The 26,482-nt window shown below is 57.2% G+C and carries 23 protein-coding genes; 13 read left to right on the forward strand and 10 right to left on the reverse strand.

Translation table 11 applies throughout. From position 1 onward, the window contains the following. The first annotated feature begins 133 nt into the window (after positions 1–133). Together ABJT94_RS08935 and ABJT94_RS08940 are read left to right on the forward strand one after the other, a co-directional pair. Complete coding sequence (locus ABJT94_RS08935; RefSeq protein WP_348475667.1) at positions 134–1,672, forward strand: peptidoglycan DD-metalloendopeptidase family protein; 1,539 nt, start codon at positions 134–136, stop codon at positions 1,670–1,672. 298 nt (positions 1,673–1,970) lie between these two features. After that, entirely contained in the window at positions 1,971–3,170 is a 1,200-nt protein-coding gene (locus ABJT94_RS08940) for an ABC transporter substrate-binding protein (protein ID WP_348475666.1), read from the forward strand. Between the two features lie 67 nt (positions 3,171–3,237). Here the strand turns inward: ABJT94_RS08940 and ABJT94_RS08945 are convergent, their stop codons facing one another. After that, complete coding sequence (locus ABJT94_RS08945) at positions 3,238–4,146, reverse strand: LysR substrate-binding domain-containing protein (RefSeq protein ID WP_348475665.1); 909 nt, start codon at positions 4,144–4,146, stop codon at positions 3,238–3,240. A 139-nt stretch (positions 4,147–4,285) separates the two neighbouring features. Between ABJT94_RS08945 and ABJT94_RS08950 the strand changes: the two genes are divergently transcribed. Continuing rightward, positions 4,286–5,752, forward strand: coding sequence for an aspartate ammonia-lyase (locus ABJT94_RS08950; protein ID WP_348475664.1), 1,467 nt, complete (start codon positions 4,286–4,288; stop codon positions 5,750–5,752). Here the strand turns inward: ABJT94_RS08950 and ABJT94_RS08955 are convergent. From ABJT94_RS08955 to ABJT94_RS08975, 5 genes are all read right to left on the reverse strand, one after another. Beyond that, on the reverse strand, positions 5,749–7,143 hold the full coding sequence (locus ABJT94_RS08955; protein WP_348475663.1) for an FAD-binding oxidoreductase: 1,395 nt from the start codon (positions 7,141–7,143) through the stop codon (positions 5,749–5,751). The two genes, ABJT94_RS08950 and ABJT94_RS08955, sit on opposite strands and share 4 nt — an antisense overlap. A gap of 111 nt (positions 7,144–7,254) precedes the next feature. Then, entirely contained in the window at positions 7,255–8,520 is a 1,266-nt protein-coding gene (locus ABJT94_RS08960) for a branched-chain amino acid ABC transporter permease (protein WP_348475662.1), read from the reverse strand. Then, positions 8,520–9,521, reverse strand: coding sequence for a branched-chain amino acid ABC transporter permease (locus ABJT94_RS08965; RefSeq protein WP_348475661.1), 1,002 nt, complete (start codon positions 9,519–9,521; stop codon positions 8,520–8,522). The genes ABJT94_RS08960 and ABJT94_RS08965 overlap by 1 nt, the downstream gene beginning before the upstream one ends. A gap of 19 nt (positions 9,522–9,540) precedes the next feature. After that, positions 9,541–10,245, reverse strand: coding sequence for an ABC transporter ATP-binding protein (locus ABJT94_RS08970; RefSeq protein WP_348475660.1), 705 nt, complete (start codon positions 10,243–10,245; stop codon positions 9,541–9,543). Between the two features lies 1 nt (position 10,246). Next, positions 10,247–11,029: an ABC transporter ATP-binding protein gene (locus ABJT94_RS08975; protein ID WP_348475659.1), complete on the reverse strand. Its 783-nt coding sequence runs from the start codon at positions 11,027–11,029 to the stop codon at positions 10,247–10,249. Positions 11,030–11,587: 558 nt separating this feature from the next. On the opposite strand from ABJT94_RS08975, the gene rlmJ reads away from it, so the two are divergent. Then, positions 11,588–12,457, forward strand: a complete 870-nt coding sequence (gene rlmJ, locus ABJT94_RS08980) for a 23S rRNA (adenine(2030)-N(6))-methyltransferase RlmJ (RefSeq protein WP_348475658.1) — start codon at positions 11,588–11,590, stop codon at positions 12,455–12,457. Here the strand turns inward: rlmJ and lnt are convergent, their stop codons facing one another. Then, positions 12,458–13,978 carry an apolipoprotein N-acyltransferase gene (gene lnt, locus ABJT94_RS08985; protein ID WP_348475657.1) on the reverse strand — a complete coding sequence of 507 codons (1,521 nt, stop codon included), beginning with the start codon at positions 13,976–13,978 and terminating at the stop codon, positions 12,458–12,460. A gap of 341 nt (positions 13,979–14,319) precedes the next feature. Between lnt and ABJT94_RS08990 the strand changes: the two genes are divergently transcribed. From ABJT94_RS08990 to ABJT94_RS09025, 8 genes are all read left to right on the forward strand, one after another. Then, positions 14,320–15,000, forward strand: coding sequence for a cyclic nucleotide-binding domain-containing protein (locus ABJT94_RS08990; RefSeq protein WP_348475656.1), 681 nt, complete (start codon positions 14,320–14,322; stop codon positions 14,998–15,000). Between the two features lie 47 nt (positions 15,001–15,047). Further along, complete coding sequence (locus ABJT94_RS08995; protein WP_348475655.1) at positions 15,048–15,818, forward strand: outer membrane lipoprotein-sorting protein; 771 nt, start codon at positions 15,048–15,050, stop codon at positions 15,816–15,818. Between the two features lie 9 nt (positions 15,819–15,827). Next, positions 15,828–17,054: an ABC transporter permease gene (locus ABJT94_RS09000; RefSeq protein WP_348475654.1), complete on the forward strand. Its 1,227-nt coding sequence runs from the start codon at positions 15,828–15,830 to the stop codon at positions 17,052–17,054. 1 nt (position 17,055) lies between these two features. After that, a complete protein-coding gene (locus tag ABJT94_RS09005) occupies positions 17,056–18,285 on the forward strand; it encodes an FtsX-like permease family protein (RefSeq protein WP_348475653.1) in 1,230 nt (409 codons plus the stop codon). A 224-nt stretch (positions 18,286–18,509) separates the two neighbouring features. Continuing rightward, positions 18,510–19,202 carry an ABC transporter ATP-binding protein gene (locus tag ABJT94_RS09010; RefSeq protein WP_348475652.1) on the forward strand — a complete coding sequence of 231 codons (693 nt, stop codon included), beginning with the start codon at positions 18,510–18,512 and terminating at the stop codon, positions 19,200–19,202. A gap of 49 nt (positions 19,203–19,251) precedes the next feature. Then, entirely contained in the window at positions 19,252–20,433 is a 1,182-nt protein-coding gene (locus tag ABJT94_RS09015) for a hypothetical protein (protein WP_348475651.1), read from the forward strand. Positions 20,434–20,498: 65 nt separating this feature from the next. After that, the gene (hisI, locus tag ABJT94_RS09020; RefSeq protein WP_348475650.1) at positions 20,499–20,918 is read left to right on the forward strand and encodes a phosphoribosyl-AMP cyclohydrolase; all 420 of its coding nucleotides are present in this window, start codon (positions 20,499–20,501) and stop codon (positions 20,916–20,918) included. A 15-nt stretch (positions 20,919–20,933) separates the two neighbouring features. Then, on the forward strand, positions 20,934–21,833 hold the full coding sequence (locus tag ABJT94_RS09025) for a DMT family transporter (RefSeq protein WP_348475649.1): 900 nt from the start codon (positions 20,934–20,936) through the stop codon (positions 21,831–21,833). Here ABJT94_RS09025 and ABJT94_RS09030 read toward each other — a convergent pair. Beyond that, positions 21,818–22,921, reverse strand: coding sequence for a citrate/2-methylcitrate synthase (locus tag ABJT94_RS09030; RefSeq protein WP_348475648.1), 1,104 nt, complete (start codon positions 22,919–22,921; stop codon positions 21,818–21,820). The genes ABJT94_RS09025 and ABJT94_RS09030 overlap by 16 nt on opposite strands. Positions 22,922–23,018: 97 nt before the next feature. Here ABJT94_RS09030 and ABJT94_RS09035 point away from each other — a divergent pair, with 97 nt between their 5' ends. After that, a complete protein-coding gene (locus tag ABJT94_RS09035; protein ID WP_348475647.1) occupies positions 23,019–23,930 on the forward strand; it encodes a LysR family transcriptional regulator in 912 nt (303 codons plus the stop codon). 6 nt (positions 23,931–23,936) lie between these two features. Here ABJT94_RS09035 and ABJT94_RS09040 read toward each other — a convergent pair whose 3' ends face one another. Both ABJT94_RS09040 and ABJT94_RS09045 read right to left on the reverse strand, forming a co-directional pair. Then, entirely contained in the window at positions 23,937–24,860 is a 924-nt protein-coding gene (locus ABJT94_RS09040; RefSeq protein WP_348493911.1) for a hypothetical protein, read from the reverse strand. Positions 24,861–25,251: 391 nt separating this feature from the next. Then, a complete protein-coding gene (locus tag ABJT94_RS09045) occupies positions 25,252–26,436 on the reverse strand; it encodes an amino acid aminotransferase (protein ID WP_348475645.1) in 1,185 nt (394 codons plus the stop codon). Positions 26,437–26,482 lie beyond the last annotated feature (46 nt).

The following is a 26,482-nucleotide window of genomic DNA, read 5'->3' on the forward strand; positions in this document are numbered from 1 at the left end:
TGATGGTGGGCCCAACAGGGAACCAATTGTGTGTAAGATAGATCGAGCTGACGCCTACAGACTGACGCAGATTCTGTGCGCCATTACCAAGCCGGAGTTTGGCAAGTCGTGAACCTTAAAATGAGTATATAAGATGATAGCTACCTTGGGTAATGACCTGCATCAGGTCCCGACGCGCAACGTCCGGCGTCGCCATCGCCGAAGCTTCCAGCCGTTGGTTGCCGCAGCGTTGTGCTGGTTTCTGACGATGCCAGCCTGGGCCATGCCCGAAGGGTACGGTGTACTTCAGGGCGGGGGCTATTTTGTCGGCCGGGCCGAGCCCGAAAGCCACGTAAGGTTCGCCGGACAATCGGTACCGGTAGACGCTGAAGGCCGTTATATTCTGGGTTTCGAGCGCATGATGAAAGGCAAGTATCTGTTATCGGTGAGTGTGCCCGGGCAGGCTGAACAGCGATTTCAGCTGGAAATTGAAGAACGGGACTATCGAATTCAGCGCGTCGACGGTCTTGATCCGTCCCGGGTAAACCCGCCTGAAGAGCAGATTGCCCGCATACTGGCCGAAGCGGAACGCGTCAAGGCAGCCCGTGCTCGACGGGTCGACAGTGAAGGCTGGCTTGAGCCTTTCCTCTGGCCCGCCTATGGGCGAATCTCCGGCGTCTATGGCAGCCAGCGTATTCTGAATGGTACGCCTTCGGCGCCGCACTGGGGCATTGATGTCGCGGTACCCACAGGCACACCGGTATACGCGCCAGCCTCCGGCGTTGTAACGCTGGCAGAACCGGATTTGTATTTCAGCGGTGGAACGGTGTTGCTGAACCACGGCATGGGGCTGACGTCCAGTTTTCTGCATTTATCCGGTGTGCATGTCAGTGTGGGCGATCGGGTTGAGCAGGGTGAATTGATCGCAGCAGTGGGCACAACGGGTCGTAGTACCGGGCCGCATCTCGACTGGCGCGTAAGTCTGGCCGATGTGCGCATCGACGCCGGCTTGATGGTTCCGGAGCAGGAAGACTTGTGCACCGTGGAAGGCGAGGGCGAACAGGTTGTGGTACTGGTGCATGGATTGGGCCGAACCGATAGGTCCATGGCCAGGCTGGCGGGTGCTCTGCAGGAGGCAGGCTTTGCCACCTGTAATCAGGAATACCCAAGCCGAAAGGAGACCGTCCCGGAGTTGTCGGCCTACGTAGCGAACGCGGTGGCGCGGGTGAACCGGCAGGGTTACGACACCGTTCATCTGGTGACCCATTCACTGGGCGGCATACTGGCCCGTTACTGGCTGCAGCGCGCTGATCTGCCGGGGCAGGGGCGGGTAGTGATGCTGAGCCCGCCCAACCACGGCAGTGAAGTGATCGATGCCCTGGGAGACCAGGCCTGGTTTCAGTGGATTATGGGTCCCGCGGCGCTAGAACTGGCCACCGATGACGAGGCGCTGGTGAACCAGCTTGATCCCATCGATGTGCCCGTGGGGGTGATTACCGGCACCCGCTCCAGCGACCCCTGGTTCAATGTTCTGTTTCAGGGTGATCACGATGGCAAGGTATCGGTGGCCAGTGCCCGCCTGAGCGAGGCCGATGGCTTCCGTCTGGCAGAGGCTGGACACACCTTCATCATGAACGATGAGGACGTGCGGTTCTGGGTGGCCTTTTTTCTGACCAATGGCTTCTTTCCCTGAGCTGGAATCGTGGCTTTACAATGCATCGTAAAGCTTTTTCTCCGGCCGGGGGTGCTGTTGCTTGAAAAATAGGAGAAGCTGCGATGGCGCAGTAACACAATACCGTCTAACAACAAGAACAAGACTGGCACTGTGCACAGCTCACGCGATCACCGGATTGCAGGTCATGTCTGAACAGAAAGTGAACAAAGCCGACAATGCGGGCCTATGCGCCTTTTGAAGGCTTGTGTTTCTGGCAAAAAATCCTCAACATGAAGTGGTCCCTTTGGGAAACATAATAACAGCGAGAGAGAACTCTATGATTAAAAAAACACTCTTGGGCGTAGCAACCGCTGCAGCACTCGTCGGTGCCGTACAGGCTGAAGAAGTAAAAATCGGCTTTCTGGGTGGTTTTACCGGCCCTATTGAAAGTTTGACACCTCCCATTTACGACGCTGCGCGTCTGGCCGTCAGGCATGTGAATGGTCAGGGTGGTATTCTGGATGGTGACATTCTGGTCATGCCCAGTGCTGATACCACCTGCGTTGACTCATCGGCCGCTACCAACGGTGCCGACCGACTGATCAACTCGGAAAATGTGACCGCTATCGTCGGTGCCCTGTGTTCAGGGGCGACCATTGCCGCCGCCAACAACGTAGGCATTCCTGCCAGCGTGGTGATGATATCACCGGCGTCTACCTCGCCGGCGATTACAGAGATGGATGATAATGATCAGGTTTTCCGTACACCGCCGTCTGACGCTTATCAGGGCGAAGTTCTGGCACGGTTGCTGATCTCCAAAGGTATCAACGATGCCGCGGTCACTTATGTGAACAATGACTATGGCAAGGGCCTGGCCGATGCGTTCGCGGCGGCCTATGAAAACGAAGGTGGCATGGTAATGGCCAATGAAGCGCATGAGGACGGCAAAGCCGATTACCGTGCTGAAATTGCTTCTCTGGCGTCTACCGGTTCGCAAAACCTGGTCGTGTTGGCCTATGCCGACGGGTCTGGTCAGACGATCCTTCGTCAGGCGAACGAGAGCGGCAACTTCGTCACTTACGTTGGTGGTGATGGTATGGTCGGTGACGGCCTGGTTCGGGCTGTGGGCGGCGACGTGCTTGAAGGCATGATTGCTACCAAGCCGGGCACCCCGGATCTGCCAGGATCAGCTGTGTTTGCCGGGTTGGCCGAAGCGGTTGAGCTGGATCCGAACGCGACCTTTGCCGGTCAGTCTTACGATGCCGCCTTTATTATTGCGCTGGCCATCGAATCAATGGGCGAAGACAGCCGTGAAGGCCTGAGCGACCATGTCCGCCGTGTAGCGACTGCGCCGGGTGAAGTGATCCTGCCGGGTGAGTGGAGCAAAGCCAAGCGTCTGCTGGCAGCGGGTCAGGACATCAACTACGAAGGCGCAACCGGTCAGCACGAATTCGATGACAGCGGTGACGTTCCTGGCGTTATTGTTGAAATGACTGTGCGTAACGGTGCGTTTGTCGAAGTGGGCGAAATCCAGTAAAACGAACGGATTGTCGCTCCACAAATAGATACTGTGTTCGTTAAAAACCGGCCTTTTGGCCGGTTTTTTATTGGGCGGCCAATCGCTGCCAAAGCCGGTTTACCGATGGGTTCCGAACCAGTGCACATCGATACAGCCGGATCTCCAGTGGCGCATGCCAGCGCTCAGCCCCGCAGATGACCAGTTCACCCTCTCGCAGCTCCCGTCGAATACACAGCTCCGGTACCCAGGCGATGCCCGCGCCGGTTAATGCCATGCCTTTCAACCCTTCCGCCATGGCGGTGTCGTAGACGGTTTTCAGCCGCAATCTGATCGGGTCCTGCTTTAACATCAGCCGAAGTGTCCGCCCCAGAAAGGCCCCGGGTGTGTAGGCCAGTAACGGAATTTCTTCCTGGCCTTCTCTGTCGAGCGAATAGCGTGGCTGGTCAGTGCCAGGCAGTGGAACAGACACCGGAACCAGGCGCGTGTGCCCCAGGGTAATAGAGGGAAAAGTGCTGGCATCCAGCTGCAGGGTGGCATAGGAGTCGTAATAGATTTGCAGCAAATCACACTGGCCTTCGCGTAAGGCATGCAAGGCTTCTTCAACGTTCATTGCCACCAGGCGCATGTTCAGATTGTTCATCACATCCCGGTGCTCGGTCATCCAGTCCGGGAAAAAGGAAAATGCCAGCGAGTGTGCGGCAGCGACGCGCAGCGTGGCTTGCTGATTAGCGTCCAACCCGCGCAACCGGCTAACGGTTTCGCGCAGCTGAGACATCACGGTTCTTGCCGTCAGCAGGAATAACTGGCCCTCATCCGTCAGTCGCACCGGGGTGGTTGAGCGGTCCACCAGGGGAACCGCCAGCGTGGTTTCCAGCGCTTTAATGCGTCGGCTGAATGCTGGCTGAGTCACGAAGCGACGCTCTGCCGCCCGGGAAAAGCTCAGGGTATCGGCCAGGGCAATAAAATCCTCCAGCCAGCGCGTTTCGAAGTCCATCCAAGCTCCTAAGTATGCAATATATGCATACTATAGCTGAAAACGGCATTGGTCGGCGAACCCGGGGAAACGGCACAATGAGTTCTCCGGTCGCCATTGTGGCAAGCCGGTAAGACCCCGGAGGACACAGAAAACAATCATGCTGCCAACGCAGAACGACACCGCCATTCGCACGACCCTTGACCCTTCTCTGCCTACCCGCCTGGAACGTGACCTGCTCGGTCAACGGACTGTTCCTGCTGAGGCGTACTATGGCATTCAGACGTTGCGTGCCGCCGAAAACTTTGATCTGTCAGGCGTAACGCTGGCCCATTTTCCGAAACTCATTATCGGGCTGGCCATGGTTAAAAAAGCCGCTGCCGCAGCCAATGCAGAGCTCGGATTGCTGGAAGAGCGCCGGTTTCAAGCGATCGGTGCGGCCTGTGATCAACTGGTAGCCGGGCAGCATCATGACCAGTTCATTGTCGATATGATTCAGGGCGGTGCTGGTACCTCTACCAATATGAACGCCAATGAAGTCATCGCCAATCTGGGGCTGGAATGGCTCGGTCATGCAAAAGGCGCATACCAACACTTGCACCCCAATAACGACGTCAATGCGTCCCAGTCGACCAATGATGCTTACCCGACAGCGATTCGGGTGGGCTTGCAATTGTCGCACGCAGAACTGGTCGATAGCCTGGCGCAGCTGCGGGATGCGCTTGCCGACAAGCGCGATGAGTTTGCCGATGTCCTTAAGATGGGTCGCACCCAGCTGCAGGACGCCGTACCCATGACGCTTGGCCAGGAATTTGGCGCCTTTGCCACCACCCTGGGTGAAGACATCGATCGCATTGCCGGCCTGTTTGATCTGCTGCGGGAAGTGAACCTGGGTGGCACCGCCATCGGTACCGGCCTGAATGCCCACCCGGACTATGCTCAACTGGCCGTGACCCACTTGTCGCGACTGTGTGGACACCCGATGCGGCTGGCAAACGATCTGATTGAAGCCACCTCCGACATGGGCGCTTTCGTGTTGTTTTCCGGCATGACCAAACGGCTGGCGATTAAGCTGTCGAAGATGTGTAACGACTTGCGACTGTTGTCGAGCGGCCCCCGGGCTGGACTTGGCGAGATCAACCTGCCAGCTCGTCAGCCCGGCTCCTCCATCATGCCCGGCAAGGTGAACCCGGTGATTCCCGAGGCGGTAAACCAGGTCGCTTATCAGGTGATCGGCAACGACCTGGCCATCACCATGGCGGCTGAAAGCGGGCAGTTGCAATTGAATGCTATGGAGCCACTGATTGCCTATAAACTGTTCGATTCAATGCGCTTACTGCGTCGCGCCATGGATATGCTGCGCACCCTGTGCATCGAAGGCATTACGGCCAACCGGGAGCACTGCCTGGCGCAGGTGAACGCTTCCATTGGCGTTGTGACTGCGCTTAACCCTTACATCGGTTACGACAATGCCACTCGCCTGGCCAGTCTGGCCCTGGCGACAGGACACAGTGTCAGGGATCTGGTTTTGGCAGAGGGCTTAATGCAAAAAGAAGCGCTCGATGAAGCGTTAAGTCTTGAGCGGCTGGTATACCCGGTGCGCCAGGCGAGCCCGGCGTTGGTTTAATGCCCCGTCAGCCAGTGGCCCAGCGTCGCCAGTTTTGACGGTGTCTGCCTGCCTCTGGCTTCGCGCTGATCGGCCGCATTGAACAGGGCATACATGCCTCTGACGCCCAGCCAGCGCAGGGGTTCGGGCTCCCAGCGTCGAACCCGGCGGCCTACCCAGGGCAGGCGGGTCAGGTCGGTGTCCCGCCCCAGGGTCAGATCGCAGAGGGTACGCCCGGCCAGATTGGAGGTCGATACGCCCACGCCGACATACCCTCCGGCCCAGCCGAGACCTGTTTTCGGGTCGAGACCGACGGTGGCGCACCAGTCACGGGGCACTGCCAGTACACCGCACCAGGCATGATCTATACGAGCCTTACTGGCAGCCGGGAAGTGCCGGTTCAGGATTCGGATCAGGTGGCGAATGGTGTCGGAGTCGGGTGTGCCCCGGTGGTCAATTTGACTGCCCAGACGATAGGGCAGGCCACGACCACCCACTGCGATTCGGCCTTCACGGGTGCGCTGGCAATAACAGTAGGCATTGGCGAAATCACCTACGATCTCACGGCCGTTCCAGCCGATCTGCTGCCAAACTTCGGGTGGCAACGGCTCGGTGATAATTTGGGCTGAATTGAGGGGCAGCCAGTCCCGTTCCGAGCCGGGCAAAGTGGCCGTAAATCCTTCAGTGGCTCGCAGAATGATGGGCGCCGTTACCCTTCCTTTGTCGGTTTTAGCGGCGCCTGGTTCCAAAGCGATAACCTTCGTTTGTTCGGCGATCCGCACACCCAGACCTTCAACCACCCGGGCCAGTCCCTGCACCAGTTTGGCAGGCTGGATACGGGCGACGTTATCAATTTCCATCGCGCCCAGTGCGCCGGGTATCGAGATTCGAGCGGCAACGTCTTCCTGGCGCAGTGCCCGAATCCGGCTCGCTTCGCCCCAGTTCTTCCGGTGTTCAATCTCGGTGTTCATGCGGTGCAGCTGCGCCGGGTTGGTGGCGATCAGCAATTCGCTGGTGCGAAGGATATCGGCGTCTATACCCTCGGCCGATGCAACAGACAGAATTTCATCGACGCTGATCCCCATCGCATCAACCATGGCCCGAACACCCGCTGCATTACCGTTGCTCAGGTACCTTTCATGGTCCCAGGCAAAGCCACCCGTCAGCCAGCCACCGTTACGCCCTGATGCGCCAAAGCCGGCGAACTCGGCTTCGAGAATGATGACATTCAAATCCGGTTTGGCTTTCTTGAGGTAATAGGCCGTCCACAAGCCTGTGTAGCCTGCGCCAACAATACAGACATCGGCTGTGGTATCGCCCTCAAGCGCCGGTCTGGGCGGCGGGAAGCCACCGATATCCTGATACCAGAAGGAAATGTCGCCTGTGGTTTTTGGCCAGTTCGAGAGAGTCATGGAGTGCTCAGTAGCGTTGTCTGTTATTCGGCTGCAATAGTCTACGTGACTCTGACAGGCGGACACAAAAAAGGGAGCTGAAAGCTCCCTTTATGAACTGCGTTGATCAGATCAGGCGTGATGCGCCACTTTCTCTGGAAACAGCCCCTTGGGGGCGTAACGCAGCACCAGGCTGATGGTCAGTCCGATCACGAATACCCGTGCCTGAAGCGCTCGGCTGTCGAGGTCACCGGGTGGTTGCCACTCAAACCAGGCGGTACCCAACTGGCGTGCCATGTCGATCAGGAACAGCGCCGCGGGTTCTGACATGGTCCAGATAATGTAGATAAACACCGCGCCAAAAATGGTGCCTTTGTTGTTGCCGGCGCCACCCAGAATCACCATCACCCAGACAAGAAAGGTGTGGTTCAGAGGCAGGAAGCCACTGGGGTCAAAAATGCCGTTAAAGGTGACCAGTGCAGCACCGCCAATGCCCATCAGCACTGAGCCCAGAATAAAGACTTCCAGGCGGCGACGGTTGACGTCTTTGCCCATGGCGGCCGAGGAGTTCTCGTTGTCGCGGATGGCGCGCATGGTGCGGCCCCAGGGGGCGTTGTAGGCGCGGTACAGCAGGAAGTAGATGACCGCAATCAATACCGCGGTGACCGACAGATAGGCTGCACGGGCTGCAATAAAGCCGATTTCCCCGGCCTGTGGCACTGGCCAGGGCAGGGGCGATACCGTCAGTGTGCCCCGGGTCAACCAGTCGGCATTCTTCAGAAACGCCTTGATGATTTCGGCAATGCCCAGTGTCGCGATGGCAAGGTAGTCACTGCGCAAACCCAGGCAAATATGGCCAATGAAATAAGCAATGCCGCCCGCAATGGCACCGCCGACCAGCCAGCCGACCCAGACCGGCAAACCAAAACCGCCGATGAATCCGGCTTCGGACTCAATCGCTTCGGCAACTGGCCCCAGTGAGGTGACGACCCAAAGATACAGTATCGCGGAAGCAACAATGATAAGCGGTAAGCGAATCTTCTTGCTGATACCGAAACGCTTCAGTTGGGTAAGGCCATAAACGATGGCGATCGAAAGCAACGCCTTGAGGCCAACGCCGCCGAGTTGGCCGGGCAGGTCGGTGCTCCAGAAGTCGTCGTTAGTCGGGAAGCTGAACAGCATGGTAATAAAGCCGCCGAGGGCGACGAACCCCATGATGCCCGCGTTAAACAGACCGGCATAACCCCATTGAATGGTCAGGCCCAGTGCCAGAATCGCATAGCAGCTGGCTTCAGCCAGCACCCGGACACTGTAAGCGGAGCCCTGAGAGGCAAATACGATCAGAATCAAAGCAGCCAGCAGGCTGAACAGGATGATGTCTTTCTTTGGCAGTTGCATCAGATGATCTTCCCTTTAAACAGGCCGGTTGGTCGCCAGATGAGAATCGCCAACAGGATGAAAAACGGAATGGTGATTTTGTATTCTGTGGGCACAAACGCCAGGGTATTGGGTAAGTCCAGCGCGGGGATGGCTCGCTCCAGCGGGCGCAGTACAAACGTCCAGTTGAATACTGCCAGCGTTTCCGTCAGGCCAACCACAAAACCGCCAGCCAATGCGCCATAAGGACTACCGACGCCACCGACAATGGCCGCCGCAAAAATGGGCAGCAAAATCATAAAGCTCAGGTCAGGCTTCAGCGTCACGTCCAGTGACAGCAAGGTGCCGGCCGCACAAGCCAGTGCACCGGCGATGATCCAGGTGACACCGACGACGGTGTTGGTGTTGATGCCAGAGACCTTGGCCAGATCCGGATTGTCCGACATGGCGCGCATGGCTTTGCCCAGCCGCGACTTGTTCAGGAACAGGTGCAACGCAATTACGGCAAACGCCAGAGACAGGAACAGCAACAATTGAGGTTCGGTGACCACCAGATTGCGCGAAGCCGACTCAAACGGCAGGTCGATGCGGAAGATCGCCTTGCGATCATCAACGTACAGGCTCTGTGTGCCGGTGCCGGCGAAGAAGCGAATCAGTCCCTGCAACATCAGCGTTACGCCGACCGACGCCATTACCATAACGACCGGTTTAACGTTATTTTCCCGCAGTTTTTTGTAGAACAGCTTGTCGATGCCCACAGCAATAAAGGCCGTCGCCACCATGGCAAGCGGCATCATCACAAAGGCGGTGGGCAACCCGATGGCCGGGCCTACAGCGGGAAACAATGCCGTGAGGATCAGCACCAGAAAGGCGCCCAGCGTCATCATGTCGGCATGGGCAAAATGGGCAAAGCGCAGAATACCGAACACCAGGGTGACACCGATGGCACCCATGGCGTAGATCGATCCGATCACCGCGCCGTTGATGACCACACTGTTAAAAAAGAAAATAAATTCGTTCACAACGGACTCCTATTAACCGTCAGCCACCCAGGAAGCTTTTCGCCACTTCCGGATCGTTCAGCAGGTTCTGGCCTGTATCGGTAAAGCGGTTTTTACCCGCCGCCAGTACGAACCCCTTATGCGCAATGCGCAGTGCCTGTTTGGCGTTTTGTTCCACCATCAGCACGCCGACGCCGCTTTCATTAATCGCGATTACCCGCTCGAAAATCTCATTCATGTACAGCGGGGAAAGGCCGGCCGTTGGTTCATCGAGCAACAGCAGGCTGGGTTCAACCATTAAGGCGCGACCCATGGCGACCATCTGACGCTGACCGCCCGACAATTCGCCGGCGGGTTGTCTGCGTTTGTCTTTCAGGTCAGGGAAAAAGCTGTAGACGCGTTCGAGCATGTAGCTGAAATCATCGCGCCGGATAAAGGCACCCATTTCCAGGTTTTCCTCAACCGTCATGCTGACGAAGACATTGTGCTCCTGAGGGACAAAACCCATGCCCTTGTGCACCAGCTTATCGGGGGACAGATTGGTGATGTTGTCGCCACGCAGTTCGATACTGCCTTCACTGACATTGAGCAAGCCGAAAATGGCTTTCAGGGTGGTTGATTTACCGGCGCCGTTGGGGCCGACAATCACGCCAATCTCACTTGATTCAATGGCCATGTTGACGCCATTGAGGATGTTCATGCCGCCGTAACCGGCGTGAATGTTTTTGCATTCAATCAGTGCCATATTACGCTCCGGCCTCGTTCGGATCACTGCCAAAATAGGCTTCAATCACCTGGGGGTTGTTGCGGATTTCCTCAATGGTGCCCTCGACCATGACACTGCCCTGGGCGAGCACGATTACCGGGTCGCACAGCTCGGCGATCATGTCCATATCGTGTTCAATCACCAGAAAGGTGTAGCCCATTTCCTGATTCAGGCGTTTGATGTTGCCTACCAGATCTTGCAGCAAGGTACGGTTTACACCGGCCGCAATTTCGTCGAGCAGCACTACCTTGGCATCGACCATCATGGTGCGGCCCAGTTCCAGCAGTTTCTTCTGACCGCCAGAGAGGTTGCCGGCCAGCTCGTTCTTGACATGATCCAGGCCGATGAAGTCGATCACATCCATGGCTTTCTGACGGACGCCGTGTTCAAAGTCACGCACTTTGCCGGGCTGAAACCAGGTGTTGAAAATGTTTTCGCCCGGTTGATTGGGCGGCACCATCATCAGGTTTTCCAGCGCCGACATGTGCGTGAATTCCTGTGCAATCTGAAACGTTCGCAGCAGGCCTTTTTCAAACAGGACGTTGGACGGCAGGTTGGTGATGTTCTCGCCCGCCAGAGTGATGGTGCCCTGGTCGACCGGAAACGCACCGGCGATCAGGTTGAACAAAGTTGATTTACCAGCCCCGTTGGGGCCAATCAGGCCAGTGATCGAACCTTCCTCAACGGCGATGGAGCAGTCATTAATGACGTGCAAGCCGCCAAAGGCTTTCGATACGCCCTGTACTTCGATGATGGATCCCATTAACCCTCCCACATTCAGTCTTCAACCGTCGCTCTGCGGCAACTGGTCGCATCAAGTGATCGCGCTGTCCAATTCTGTAAACACACCGCCGGCCCGAGGGATAAGGTTCCGGTCGGTGATAGCCGCTGTACAATAACGGGTCGTCAGGGATAGAGATTGGTCAACCCTGATGATACCCGGTTCGTCTGGCTGGTCGTGATCACGCTCGAGAATTGGAAGCTCGATCAATGTTTGATTTTTTATTGTTGATCGTTGCGTCAGTGAGGACGCCCGAAGTGTTGACGGCATGGCCGGCCACTTCTTGTCGTTTTGATGCCCCGCAACCTTACCCGATTGCAAGGGGCTAAGATAAAAAATCCCGGCGATTCTACCTTGTACACCTGTAAAATCAAAAGGAAAGCCGGGTAAATCAGGGCTCCCAGCGTGTATTTTCAACGAGAGAGGCGGGTTCTTGTGTAGCGTCAGCGTGACAACCGGGCCGAGTGGTTAAATAGCGGAATGACAGCCCGGTCCCCTGTCCCCTATACTGCGCCACCCGTTTCCATAAAGCCGTACCCCATGCTCAGTTACCGACACGCCTTCCACGCAGGCAACCATGCCGATGTGCTCAAACACCTGGTCCTGATCCAGTGCCTCGATTATCTGACGCGCAAGGACTCGCCCTTGCGGTACATCGACACCCATGCTGGCGCAGGCATGTACTCGCTCACCGCACCACAGGCGCAAAAAACGGGTGAAGCCACAGAAGGCATTGTTCGATTGCAGGCCAAACCCGGTAATCACCCACTGATCAAACGGTATTTGAGCCTGGTCGCTCAGGCGAATGACTCGGCAGCGGGTAACCTGTACCCGGGCTCACCCTGGATCGCGCGTCAGTGCTTGCGTCCGCAAGACAAGCTGGTGCTGACCGAGCTGCACAGTAAGGATTACGATGCCCTGGAGTCCCAGTTCAAACGGCAAAAGCCGGTCAAAGTGGCTCGCCAGAATGGCCTCGAGCGGCTGGTCTCTGAATTGCCGGTACCGGAGCGCAGAGCCTTTGTACTGATTGACCCTTCCTACGAAGTTAAAGCGGAATACGACGACGTTGCCACCGCCGTCAAACGCGCCATGCAGCGGATGTCGACGGCCGTCATCGCCGTCTGGTTTCCGGTGGTGCAGCGTGAGCGGGTCAGAAAGCTGGAGCGACAGCTGACCGGACTGGCAGAAATGCAGGTGTTTGAACTGGGCATCGCGCCGGATTCGCGTGAACATGGCATGACCGCCAGCGGCCTGATGGTCCTGAACCCACCCTGGGGTCTGGATACGGTGCTGGAAGAAGTCATGCCTGACCTGATGTCTGCGCTGCAGGTCCCGCAGGATGGTTTTTTTCGTATTCGCCGCCATCCGGTCAAGGGCACGCCAGGCAAGGGTGCTGCAAGCCGGGGCTGATCAGTCGCCCCGCCGTTTGCTCCAGCCCAGGGCGATCAACCCGGCCAGTGGCAATAGTGCCCAGTAAGGCCCGCCCCAGCGCTGATAGGGCGTCAAACCCTGCCTCAGATTGATACTGCCGGTCACGGCAGCCACTTCAAATTGTCTACTGCGCTCCAGAATCTCACCGTTGGCGTCAATCAGGGCGCTGATACCATTCTGCGTCGAGCGCACGATGGCCCGGCTGTTTTCAATCGCCCGCATCCGGGTGATCTGCAAATGTTGGTGTGGCGCCAGTGAATCACCAAACCAGGCATCGTTACTGACCATAATCATCAGGTCCGCTTCCCGGGACAGGGCCATCGTCAGGCCCGGATAAGCCGCTTCATAACAAATCACCGGTGCCAGATAACGCTCCTCGCCGCGGTGCATCCAGAGCATGGGCGCTTGCGGCTCGGGCGCCGGTGTCAGCGTCGACATGGGAATATTGAAAAAATTGATCAGGCCGCGCAATTGCTGTTCAAACGGCAGGTATTCACCAAAGGGCACCAAATGCTGTTTGCGGTATTCGCCATCGGCCGTGCCAAACCCAAGCAGAGCATTGAAGTAACGACCCTCCTGCTGAGTGACAATGCCGGTGATAATGCCCTGCTGGCGCTCATTGCCTACGCGTTCCAGGTCTTCAAGATAAGCCGGAATGCGTTCCGGCCTCACCGTCAGCGCAGCTTCCGGCCAGATCATCAGGTCGGCGCTGTCGTAGCGGCGCGCCTGCTCACTGTAAAATTCCAGCGTGGGCCTTACCTGGCTGCTTTGCCACTTTTGCGCCTGAGCAACGTTGCTTTGAATGGCAACGACATCGGCGCTGTCGATAACGGTCGACCAGCGCACGGCTGGCAGCACAACGCCCAGCCCCATCGACACCACGATGACAGCCGCACCCAGGCCGGGTGCCCAGCGCAGGGAGCGGTTCACCTGAGCAGGCAAGGCCATCGCCAGCGCAGCAGAGGAGAACGCGATAATCGCACTCAAGCCATAAACGCTGAGCACAGCCCCCAACTGCCCGGCCGGTGTATCGGTCAGCGCATAGCCGGCAAACAGCCAGGGCATGCCGGTAAACAACCAGCTTCTAACCCATTCAAACACCAGCCACAGCAGGGGCGCGGCGAGCCACTGGCTGCCACGGCCCTGCTTGAAAAAACGATGATACAACCAGGCCTGAAGGCCCGGTAGAAAGGCTATTGCCAGACAAAATGCCGTGGTCATCAGAACCGAGAGGGGGATCGGCGTGGCCACAGTCCGCATACTGCCATAGACCCAGGAAATACCCAGTCCGAACAAGCCAGCGCCAAAACACCAGCCCAGCCAGAAGGCTTGCTTTGGCGACTGAGCGCGTTCCGTTACCCAAAAATACCCAATCAGGCTCAGCCAGGCTAAAGGCCAGAAACCGAAAGGCGCCAGTGACAGAGGTAGCAGGATGCCGGAGAACAACGACAACAGTGCCAGCGAGGCGCTGGAACGTAAAGCAGGAGCGGTAGGTATCATTACGAGAAGAGTCCGACGGATTGCAAGCCAGTGCGCATAATGCCCAGACTGGGTAAGGTTTTGAAGTCATGCGGCGGTCGAGTGGTGTAAAGCCGCTTCAGGGGGTCCTCGTCAGTGTGTTTCCATCTCAGGTTGCAAAGAAACAAGGGGCCGTCGTTATATCCATTCACTGCCATGGAAACCGTCAAAACTGTGACGATGTACTGGCTTTTGGTCGAAACCACATCAATGTGCGTGCATTGAATTCACAGTTGCGACCTTAGGGGCTAGCATTACGTTTGAAGCAAGCTGTAAAGCGCAGCCGGTTTAAAATTGAGCACCTACAAGGTAACTAATAAAAAATGAAGACCCTGGCACTCAAAGACATATCAGCCGTCTCACTTGATGATTTGCTGGGCGGCATTTCATTCTTTCGGGAATTGCGCGAAGTCGACCCGAAGCAAGCCGAGTTTCTGGCTACTTATGCCCGGGTAATGGCTGCCGACCCCGGCGAAGTTGTTATCCACCATGGTGATCATGATCCCAGCTTTTATTTTCTGTTGCGCGGTCAATTGCTGGTGTATCCGGATGACGACCATATTAAGGGCGAACCGCTGAGTATTATTACACCAGGGCATGTGTTCGGCGCGCTGGCAATGATCTGCAACGTCGACCGCACGGCCACACTGGTAGCCGACCCCAGTGGCGGTGAAGTGAAACTGGTGGCCATCGATGGTACTGGTTTTGGAGAACTGAACGATTACACCCGGGTACGCCGGCACACCAAAATTCTGTTCTATCGCATGGTGGTGGCCAACACTCGGTGGAAGCTGGAAGTCTACCGCATGCAGCAGCCCAATCATGTGATCAGCCGCGACATGCGTAAACTGGAACTGTATCGGGGAACGCCAAACAGCGAAGAAGAACTGCAGTCACTGGCCCGTCAGGCGCAACAGATGACTGTATTGCTGATGCGCTGGAACAACCTGTTCTACGAGGAAGGCAGTGGCGACAACGGCGCCAGCCCGATCAATACTGACTGACCAGCCTGGCACGACCAGGCATCATGGCTTGAAGGAAGGTACACAAAATGGAACTGAAAGCTTTTATCCGTCACGGCGTTACCTGGGCTCGGTGGTCTTTGCTGGTGCTCGCTGCCGGATGCTGGGCTGAATCGGCCGATACCGACCCAAGGGCCATTGAACTGCTTGAGCGAGTCGACACCCTGTACCAGCAGGATTCGGCACGGGCCATCATGACCATGAGCATTGTGACCCCGGATTTTGAACGGTCATTGTCGCTGGAATCCTGGTCGCTCGGGCTCGATTATGCGCTGGTCAGGGTGCTGGAGCCGCAGCGCGAGAGAGGCGTCAGTACACTGCAACGCGACAACGAAATGTGGAATTATCTGCCCAAAATTCGCAAGGTTGTCAAAGTGCCGCCTTCGATGATGATGGGCAGCTGGATGGGGTCTGACTTCACCAACGATGACCTCATGCGCGACGTCTCTCTGGTGGAGGAGTATCGGGTACAGCTAAGCGAGACAGACACGGAGTATCAGTTGGACTTAACGCCCCGTGAGCAAACGGTAACCGTCTGGGGGGCCATGGAGATCACCATTCGCAAAGCGGATCTGCTCCCGGTTCGCCAGCGCTACTTCGATGAAGACGGAACCCTGATGCGCGTCATGGAATTCAGCGACATTACCGACTACGGTGACATTACCTTGCCTGCCACCATGACGCTGACGCCCATGAACAAGACCGGACACCAAACCACCGTAACCTATCAGGAACTGGATTTTGGAGTAGACCTTACCGAGGACTTCTTCACGCTCAATAACCTGCGCCGTCCGTTCTGAGCCGCCCCCATGATGATGCTCAAACTCGCCTTTCGGAACATCCTGCGCAACCGGCGGCGAACCTTGCTGACAGTACTGAGCATGGCTGGCGGCTACCTGCTGGTCTCAGTGCAGCTGTCCGTTACTGAAGGCAGTTATGATCAGGTGCTCGATTTTTACACTCGCGACACCACCGGTCACGTTCAGGTGACCGTGGGCGGCTTTGTAGAGACGCCAACGCTCTACAAAGCGTTCAGCCTAACCGACGACCTGCAGCAAGCCATCGACACCGTGCCCGGTGTTCAGGCCATGGCGCCGCGTATCGAGAGCAGCGCCCTGGGCTATGGTGACACCCGCAGTTTCCCGGTAAGCGTTCGAGGCGTCGACCCCAAACGCGAGGCTGCACTGTCTTATCTGGCCGACAAGGTCAGCGCCGGGCGCTACCTCACCAGTGAAACCGATGACCAGGGCTATGCCGGTGTCATGATCGGTGCTCAGGTGGCGCGGCAATTGTCACTGGATGTCGGTGATGAACTGATACTGGTGTCGCAGGGGGCTGATGGCTCTCTGGCGAACGATCTCTACCGGGTGCAGGGTATTCTGGGGCAACCCGGTGATGCGGAGGAACGCTGGGTGGTGATGCCGCTGGCCGCCGCTCAATCCTTTTTCGTGTTGCCGGGCAAAGTGCACCGGCTGGTTATTCTGGGTGCGGATTATCGGAGTGCGCCGCGACTGGCGGAACGAATCGGTGAGGTGTTGCCAGGCCAGGAACTGAGTGCAAGCCCCTGGCAAACGGTAGCAAGGGAGTTTCATGAAACCATGACCGCCGATAAAGAGGGCGGCATGATCACCCTCTACGTGATTGTCTTTCTGGTCTGCATTGGTGTTCTCAATACCGTATTGATGTCGGTATTGGAACGCACCGGTGAATTCGGAGTATTGAAAGCCATCGGAACATCGCCCGCGCGACTGTTCTGGTTGATTATGCTGGAAACCCTCTTGCTGGCGGTAATTGCCTGCCTGTTTGGTGGCTTGGTGGCGTTACCCATTAACCTCTGGTTCACCCTGCAAGGCATTGCGCTGGCAGAGCCGATGGAAATTTCCGGTATCGTGTTCTCGCATTATCGGGGCCAGATGTCAGCCTATGTGTTTGGTTTTCCGATGCTGGTGATACTCATCGCCGCCGCGTTGATTGCCCTGATGCCGGGCTTTCGAGCAGCCCGCATTGTGCCGGTCGATGCGATGAGGACACTCTGATATGGGATTAACCGGCCGACTGGCATTGCGTAATCTGGCGCGCAACCGGCGACGCACTCTGCTCACGGCAATGATCATCAGCCTGAGCCTCACCGCCCTGATGTTTACCGACGCGCTGATTCAAGGCATGACAGACACCATGGTGCGATCGGCGACCCGGCTGTATTCCGGCGATGCGCAAATTCACCATCGCGACTTTCTGGCCCGCCAGGATGAAAGCCAGGTAATCGATGACCCCCAAGCAGTACTCGACCAACTGGCCCGGGAGCCTGACGTTGCCGGTTTCGCCGCCCGAACGCTGGCTTTCGGCATGGTATCAAGTGCGGCCAACAATCGGGCCGTGCAGGTGGTGGGCATCGACCCGGAGGCTGAGACCGGAGTGTCCAAAATTGCCGATGCTATGGTCGCCGGTGACTATTTGTCGGAAGCAGGGCCAGTTACCCAGCTGCTGATAGGGGATCGACTGGCTGAGCTGCTGGAAGCGGATATTGGCGACCGTATTGTGGTCTCGGTGAACAACCAGATCACCGAAGCCGCCGAGCAGCAACTGTTCCGGGTCAGCGGAATCTTTCATTTGAACGCCCGCGCCATGGATGAAAACCTGGCGTTTATCCGCTTGCCCGAAGCCCAGTCGATGATGGGGATTGGTGGCGCCGTTCATGAAATTGCGTTTAACATGACCTCGGCTTCCCTGGCGACGGATACCAGCCTCGGCTTATGGCAGCGCCTCAGCAATGACCGCTGGGTCGCCCAGGGCTGGACAGAGCTGATGCCGCAATTGGCGACCATGCTGCAACTGACCAACAGCAGTACGATCATTGCCGGGATTGTGCTGTTTATTCTGGCTGGGCTTGGCGTAATCAACGGGCTGTTTATGTCGATTTACGAGCGAACCTACGAATTTGGAGTTTTGCTGGCGATCGGCACGCGCCGGCGCCAGCTGTTTAAACTGATTATGACCGAAGGGCTTATTCTGGCGCTGGGGGCAATTGTTATCGGCCTGATCTTGGGTGTTTTGCTGATTACCTGGTCTGCCTCAGTCGGTATCGATTACGGCTCAATGGAAGTCTCCGGCGTTGCGCTGGCCGAAATTATCAGGCCGCAGCACCGGTTCATGCAATACAGTGCCTTGCCATTTTGGGTGCTGGTGATGACCTTGGTGGCCTGTATTTACCCGGCTATTCACGCAGCGAGAATTGTGCCTGCGAAGGCACTGCACAAGAGTTTGTAGTGGCGGTATTTCCAGGCCCTAACTTTTGGAATTCGCAACCAAGTGAGTGTTAGGTACCGGGTACACCTATCTGGGGTAGTCCGCAGCAAGGATGCTGCGGACTAGGCCCCATGGATGGGTTCACGCCGACCCCAGAAAGGTGTACCCGGTGCCTGACACGGAATCCTGGTGCCGCAGCAAAACCAAACTCCAAAGCTTGAGCAAACAGGAAAGGGAGAGCAAGCATGTCGTCGGTGATCGAAACCCGGGACGTCAGCAAGCATTACGGTGAAGGCGATACACTGGTCAAAGCGCTCGACCGGGTGAGCCTTGGCATTGCGCCGGGTGAGTTTACCGCCATTGTCGGGCCATCGGGTTCGGGCAAGTCGACATTGTTGCAACTGATGGGTGGGTTGGATAACCCGACTCACGGGCAGGTGCATCTGGCGAACAAGGACATCACGCAGATGTCGGGGCGTGAACTGTCGGATTTTCGGCGCGACCACATTGGCTTTATTTTTCAGGCCTACAATTTGATTCCGGTGTTAACCGCTGCCGAGAATTGTGAATACATCATGCTGTTGCAGGGTGTTCCGGAGGCCGAGCGACGGGAGCGGGTTTATGCCATGCTCAAGCGCGTTGGACTGGCGGGGCGGGAAGGGCGCTTTCCGCATCAGTTGTCGGGTGGTCAGCAGCAACGGGTGGCCGTAGCGCGCGCTATGGTCAGCCGTCCGAACATTATTCTGGCCGATGAACCAACGGCGAATCTGGATTCGCAAACCGGGTCGGACTTGCTCGGCATGATGCACGACTTGAACCGCAACGAAGGCATGACATTCGTTTTCTCTACCCATGATCCGATGATCATGGAGCGAGCCAGCCGGCTGATTCGGCTGAAGGATGGCTGCATTGATTCCGAGTCTGAACGTGAAGCGTAAATGCCGAAACTGCTTCGTGGTCGCTAAGAGGGTTATTGGGCACAGCGTTATGACTGCATTGGTTGGGCTGGCAGTTAATGCTCAGGCCGAGGTGGATGTCTGGTGGGATTTTTCCGCCGGCGCTGAAGCTGTGGTCTACCCCCAGGTAAAGGGCTTGCCCGATGACTCGCAACCGCCGGCCTGGGCACTGGATCAAACCGTGAGTGGCCGTCTGAATCTGGCCTGGTATCCCACGACATCGTTGGAGGTGGGGGTGCATTATGGCCTGGCTGAACAAGCCCGGCTGGCTCAGGCGGACGGTGATGATGCCTTGCAACAGGCACTGGAATCCGACCCGGCCAATTTTCGCTGGCGGGATCTCGATGCCACGCTGGTTGACGACGACCCGGTTCGCATTCGTCAGAACCTGGATCGGGCCTATGTGCGAGCATACCCGGGCTTTGGGGATATTACGCTAGGGCGTCAGCCCATTAGCTTTGGGCTTGCACGAGTGTATTCGCCGGTTGATGTCATATTGCCGACCGGGCTGCAGGCGCAAGAGCCTGATTATCGGGCGGGAGTTGATGCGGTGCGCTGGCTGGTGCCTTTGGGGGCGGTGTCCGAGTTGGATCTTGGCTGGGTCTTTGGTGACGATTCAGTGTTGTTTGCCCGCGGTTATACGCAGGCTGGCCGCTTTACCTGGGAGGCCACCGCGCTGACAGTGAATCAGGAAAACCACGTCCTGGGGCTGGGTACCCAAACCTCGATGGGCGATTGGGGGCTTTGGCAGGAAATGGCGGTTCTAGCGACTGAGCAGGAGTCTGATGGCGGTTCCGGCTTTCGCGCCACCCTGGGGTTGGATCAGCAGGTTCTGGACGACGTCTATGTGGTCGCTGAATACCATTTCAACAGCCTGGGCGTCGACGCAGACTACGCAGACATAAGTGATTCCGGCTGGCATCAAACCGGCCTGGTCTCGCCCTGGGGCCGACACTACCTTAGCCTGCAAGCGTCGAAGCCGTTGTCGCCACTGTGGCAGGCATCGCTAGGGCAAGCCGTTAATCTCAGTGATGGTGGTCTGTTGCTCACCGGAGCGCTCAGTCGCAGTATGGGCAACAACAGCACACTCGATCTGACGTTCATCCATGCGCTGGCCGAGCGGCCAGAAGTCATTGCCAATGAGCCCCGGGTTTTGGATGAGTACGGCGTGTATCCCTCCCGGATTCAGGTAAACTGGAGCACGGTGTTTTAAGTGCAAAGATCGTGTGACGCTTTCAGCCCAACCCCTCGACAATCGAATTCCAAAAAGGCAGGACCATGTTCAAGCAATGGGAGCAGGCTCCCCGCGGTACCCAACTGAGCCTCGATGAGGTTCTCAGTGAATTGAAAACCAATGAAGACGGGCTAATCCCGGCGATCGCCCAGCAACACGATACCGGTGAAGTGCTGATGATGGCCTGGATGAACCGGGCCTCGATCGAGGAAACCCTGGCAGAAGGGCAGGTGTGCTATTGGTCCCGCTCACGCCAGACCTATTGGCGCAAGGGCGAAAGTTCCGGTCACCGCCAGCGCCTGATTAGCATGAAACTCGATTGTGACGGCGATACGCTGTTGCTGCAGGTCGATCAACAAGGCCCGGCCTGTCATACCAATCGCCGCGATTGTTTTTTTTATGAGCTGACCCCCGAAGGTGTGACGCTTACCACAGACCCTAACTCGGGCCTGCCCTCTGTTTAATCAGGAAGTCATTGAATGTTGCCGTTAGATGTACTGCGCCTGCTGGCGCTGTCTACCCTCTGGGGTGTGTCCTTTATTTTCATGCGGGTAGCGGCACCGGAATTTGGAGCTGTCAGCCTTATTTTTATCCGGATGGGTGTGGCGGCTCTGTTGCTGTCGCCGTTGCTTCTGGTTCGCCGTCATCTGGTTCTGGTCTGGCAATACAAGGTGCCACTGACCGTATTGTCAGTGACGAATCATGTTCTGCCGTTTTCGTTGCTGGCTTATGCCACTCTGAGTCTGGAAGCGGGCTTTACCTCGCTGATTAACGCCACTACCCCTCTGTTTACTGCATTGATTGGCATGATGTTTTTCGCCACGGCCGTTACCCGGCAACAGTATCTGGGCTTGGCCATCGCCTTTGTCGGGGTCTATGTGTTGTCAGGGAATCGGCTGGATTTCTCAGTGGGTGGCGATGGCTGGTCCATTCTGGCCGCTCTGGCCGCGACGCTGTGCTATGGCGTGGCCGGTAATTTTACCAAACAACGTCTGTCGCATTTGCCGGTTCAGGTGGTCGCCGGTGGCAGCACCGCTTTGTCGGCGTTGATTCTGCTGATACCGGGCCTTCTTCTGTGGCCCGACACCATGCCTTCGACGCAAGCCTGGTTAAATACCCTGGCATTGGCCCTGTTCAGTACGGCGCTGGCCTTTCTGGTGTATTTCCAGTTGTTGTCGAGTGCGGGGGCAACGGCAACCTCTACGGTAACCTTTCTGGTCCCGGTCAGTGCGCTGGGGTGGGGGTATGTGTTTCTTGGGGAGACGATCAGTCTGACCGTTTGGCTGGGGATGGCGATCACCCTGTTCGGGACCGCCATCACCACCCGGTTGATCCGGTTTGGCCGGCCGAAGCCAGCAACCGATCAGGCGCCGATGTAAAGCGCGCGCGGGCGAATCAGTCGGGCATCGGTCTGGAACTCGTGGTAATGCGAGACCCAGCCGAAGACCCGGCTGCAGGCAAAGAAGGACGTAAAATACTGCTCCGGAATGCCCAGTGCCAGGTAAACGGCGCCTTTGTAGAATTCCAGGTTGGCGTGTATTTCCTTACCTTTCTCGCTGAAGACTGATTGGCAAGTGTCTTCAACCGCCACCAGCGTTTCCATCAGGTTTTCCCATTCAGTGCCTTCGCAGAACTGGCGCGCCATCGGCTTCAGAATGGCCGCGCGCGGATCCAGTGCTTTGTATTCGCGATGGCCCATGCCCATGATCTTGACCTTGTTCGCCAGCGCATCACGCACCCAGGCATCAGCCTTATCCGGCGAGCCAATGGTTTGCGCCATGATCACCGCGGCTTCGTCGGCACCGCCGTGCAAGGCACCGGAGAGCGCACCCAGGCTACCGGCAACACTGGCTTGCAAGCTGCCCTGGGTGCTGGCGATGACGCGGCCGGCAAAGGTACCGGCATTAAAACCGTGGTCCAATTGCAGAATCTGAGTGGCGTTAATGGCACCCAGTGCTTCAGCCGAGGGTTTCTGACCCTGAATGCCGTACAACAGCGTTTCCAGAAATCCGAGGCCAGCAGGCAGAACGCGCACCTGACCCAAAGTGCAGAGGTTGTGCCAGACACGAACGACACCGTTCAATCGAGCCGCCAATACCAGTCCGTCCTGCCATTTATCTGAGACAAAATCGGGGGCGGGCTGGTTGGGTGCCAGGTTGGCAACCGGGGCCACACTTTGCAGTACCGCCATCGGATGCAGGGTGCGTGGCAGTTGTTCCAGCAGACGCAATTCTGTGGCGGTCAGTTCAGATTCGGCCGCCAGCCAGAGATCCAGAGCGCGAACCTGGTCTTCGGTCGGGTGTTCACCGGTCATCAGCCAGTAGGCAACGCCTGCGAATGGCTGTTTTACCAGTTCTTCAATCACTTCACCCCGGTAAGTCAGACGGCCGATTTCGCCCTCAACATTGGACAGGCGGGTCGCGCCGACGACGACGCCTTCGAGTCCTGAATTGATATCGGTAGTCATAAAATCACCTTCAATACGCTGTGAGGGCGCTATTAAACGCGCCCGGTTTTGGTTAATCTAATTAAACTTTGTTAATTTATGATAAGCAGGGCTAATCATGCGCTTCGAAAACAGTGAACTGCGTATCTTTTTGAGCGTGGCAAGAACCGGTGGTTTTCGCTCGGCCGCTGCTGATTTGCACCTGACTCAGTCGGCGGTCAGCCAGTCGGTTAAGCAGCTGGAGACTAAGTTGGGGGTGCCGTTGCTGATTCGTGAGCGACCGGTCCGGTTAACGCCGGCCGGCCGGCGACTGTACCGGTATGCCGATGATCAGCGTCAGCAGGAGCAGCAGGTGTTCAGCGATCTGAACCGACTGTCCCGCGGGCTGGACCAGCGGCTGACCGTTGCCATCGACAGCACCAACAATCGCTTTGCCGGTGCCGAGCTGATTTCGGTGTTCAACCGGCGCTGGCCCGAAGCACGGCTGCGCATTATCGAGCAGCCCTCGCGGACCATTGTGCAGTCGGTGATCAGCGGGGAGGTTGAATTGGGGCTGGGGCCTTTTCAAACCCGGATGGACCGGTTTGAGCGTGTGCCCCTGTACCGGGAAAAACGCCTGCTGATGATCAATCCCACCAAGCCGATTCACAGCGGCGCGCTGACGCTGGCTGACTTGCGGCGTATTCCACTGGTGGTTTCGTCACTCGATGAACCCGACCAGCGGCCCTATCAGGAAAAACTGCGCGACCGGTTTCAGATGATCTGGCAAATCAGCAGTTTGAATGTACGCCTGAATTTGATCGATCAGGGGCTGGCGGTGGGGTACATCAGTACCGAAGTGACACGACAGCTCCCGCAGATCCAGCACTTCCGGCCCTTGTTGGAGTTTGACTTTGCCAGCATTGAGCGCCAGGTCGGGGTGTTTTACCGGTCCGACCGGGAGCTAAGCCCGGTAACGCGGGATTTTATTCAGGTCTGCCAGGCGTTCTGGCAAGACCGGCGGGCACTGATTTCCAGTGAAGGCCGGTAAGGGTGGCTATTTCAGTCTCAGATAATCAACGGTGATTTCCCGGGGGCGGTCGAGTTCGAAGGCGAACAGCTCCAGGTGACTGATGTTGCTCATGTCCATGTCACGGCCAGACGGCGCGTTGCGCACGTCCTCCAGTGAGAATTCAATCAGGTTCCAGCCATATTCGATAATAAAGGTGCTATTGAAGCGATCCTGATACAACAGGGATCGCTCATGGGCCATATCGTTAATGCGCAGCGTCAGGGGCATTGGCAGCAGGCTTGGGTTGTAGACGGCAAAATTAAGGCTGCTGTAGCCGCTCCAGTCATTGGGTATGCGTGTCATCCGGGCGCCTGAATAGGTTTGGGTGGTCAGGCGGATCGCCATGCTTTGGTGTCCATGCCAGGCACGTGTATCTGTACGGGTAACATCGCCTTGCCACCAGTCAATTTCATAGTCGTTCTCGAAATCGGACAAGACCGGAAGCGTATTGTGCAGCCGGTACTCGGTCATGCTGGCCTGACTGACCATAACCAGTTGGCTGACGAACAAGCCGGTGGCAATCAGCCGGCCAGTCCAGACCTGAGCGCTGGGTGGGTTTAGCCAGAACATGGCCAGCCAGGCACCGATAAGATTGCGCTCAACATCCTCCCAGCTACGAGTGCGACCGGTATTGTGTTGAATGTACTCGACGATAATGCTGACCAGAAACACAGCAATGCTGATCGCCAGCCAGTGCGGCCAGGTGCGCATGTCGAGATTATTGCGCAATGCAAAAATGGCCAGGGCGAAAAACACAATATGCCCGAAATTGAGCAGGCTACGTTCAAGTTCCGAGTCCAGCCCAAGGCCAGCGCTATAGAAGAAAAAGGGAATGCAGGCCACTAATATGGCAGGTAGGAACCAGCGTTTCAGGAGTGTCAAAAGCGGAGTAGGGGTCATAGTTGCCAAGTGTTGATGCTGCGTATTGGGAGTGTCCTTGTCCTGTGGCTGAGCAATGCCATCGGCAGAAGGGAACCTAGGGAGCCTCTGGATAACTCCCCCAGGGCTCTGGCTTATCCGAGGGACGTTGCCACAAGGCGGACTCATGCAGGAATGTCTGGACCTTTCAAATGAGTCCAACGCGGTGGCAGCGTTCCTCGGAAAGCCCCGGAGGGCGCGGCTAAAACGTCCTGCCCCGGCGTTGCACTTCTTGACAAGGGCTACGGCCATTGCGCTGCGAAGTGCGCCTTGTGGCAGAACGTTTTAGCTCGCGCAGAGCCCTGGGGGAGTTGTTCAGAGGCTCCCTAGTGCAGACTATGCCCGTGTGCGGCGTTGATGTACACCGCACACGGGGTTTACCTCAGGCGCCGACGGCCAGAAAGCAGTCGACCAGGCGGGGAATATCACGTTCAGCAAGACCGGCGACGTTCATCCGGCCGCCACCGACCATGTAAATCCCATGCTCAACACGCAGGGCATCGATCTGTTCGCTGGTAAGCCCGGTCACCGAAAACATGCCCCGGTGCTGGCCAAAATAATCGAAGCGATCGCTGTTGCTTCTGTCACGGAACTGGTGAACCAGTTCGGCACGAAGATGATTGATGCGCTGGTTCATCTCCGTCAGCTCATTCATCCACAGTGTTTTAAGATCATCCCGCCCCAGAATGGCAGCGACCAGTGCCGCACCGTGATCGGGTGGCATGGTGTAGCTGCCCCGGGCCACTTCCAGAATGCGACCCTTGGCCTTCAGGCTCTCTTCGAGGGTATGACCCACTACAATGGCCGCACCGGTGCGTTCGCGATAGAGGCCAAAATTCTTGGAACACGAGGTGGCGATGATCAGTTCGGGTAGCCGGTCGGCCAGCAGTCGCAAGCCGGCGGCATCCTTCATCAACCCATCGCCAAAGCCCTGATAGGCGATGTCGACAAAGGGTAGAAAGCCTTGCTGTTCGGCAAGCTCGGCGATGCGCTGCCAGGCCTGCAGGGAAATATCAGCCCCGGTCGGGTTATGGCAGCAACCGTGTAGCAGAAGAACATCCTGTTCCCCCAGGGTTGCGATCTGTTCAAGCATGGCGGCTTCGTCGACTTGCTTGGTGGCAACGTCGAAGTAGGTATAGTCGGCGACTTTCAGGCCCGCGGCTTCCATGACCGGGCGATGGTTCACGTAGCTGGGGTTGCTGATCCAGACGGTGGCGTCGGGCCGGGCGCTTTTGATCAGTTCCGCCAGCATGCGCAGCGCGCCACTGGCACCCGGTGTCTGAATGCCGGCGGCCCGGCTTTGGGCGGCCGTGCCAGCTAACAACAAGTCTATTAGCGCGGAATTGAACGTTTCATTGCCTGCGAGGCCAATGTAGCTCTTGGTAGTCTGGTTTTCGGCCTGTTCACGTTGAGCTTGTCGAACCGCGGCCATGATTGGGGTGGCACCCTCGGCGTTGCGATAGACCCCAATGCCCAGGTCCATCTTGTCGCTGCGCTGATCGGCCATAATGGCGAGGGTTAACCCCAGAATCGGATCTTGTTTCGGGGCATTGAGACGTTCAAACATTCGATCACTCCGCATAAATAAGACAAGGTGGCAGGTTCGGGCCGGG

The sequence above is a fragment of the Saccharospirillum sp. genome (genome assembly GCF_039982735.1).
Classification (GTDB): Bacteria; Pseudomonadota; Gammaproteobacteria; order Pseudomonadales; family Natronospirillaceae; genus Saccharospirillum.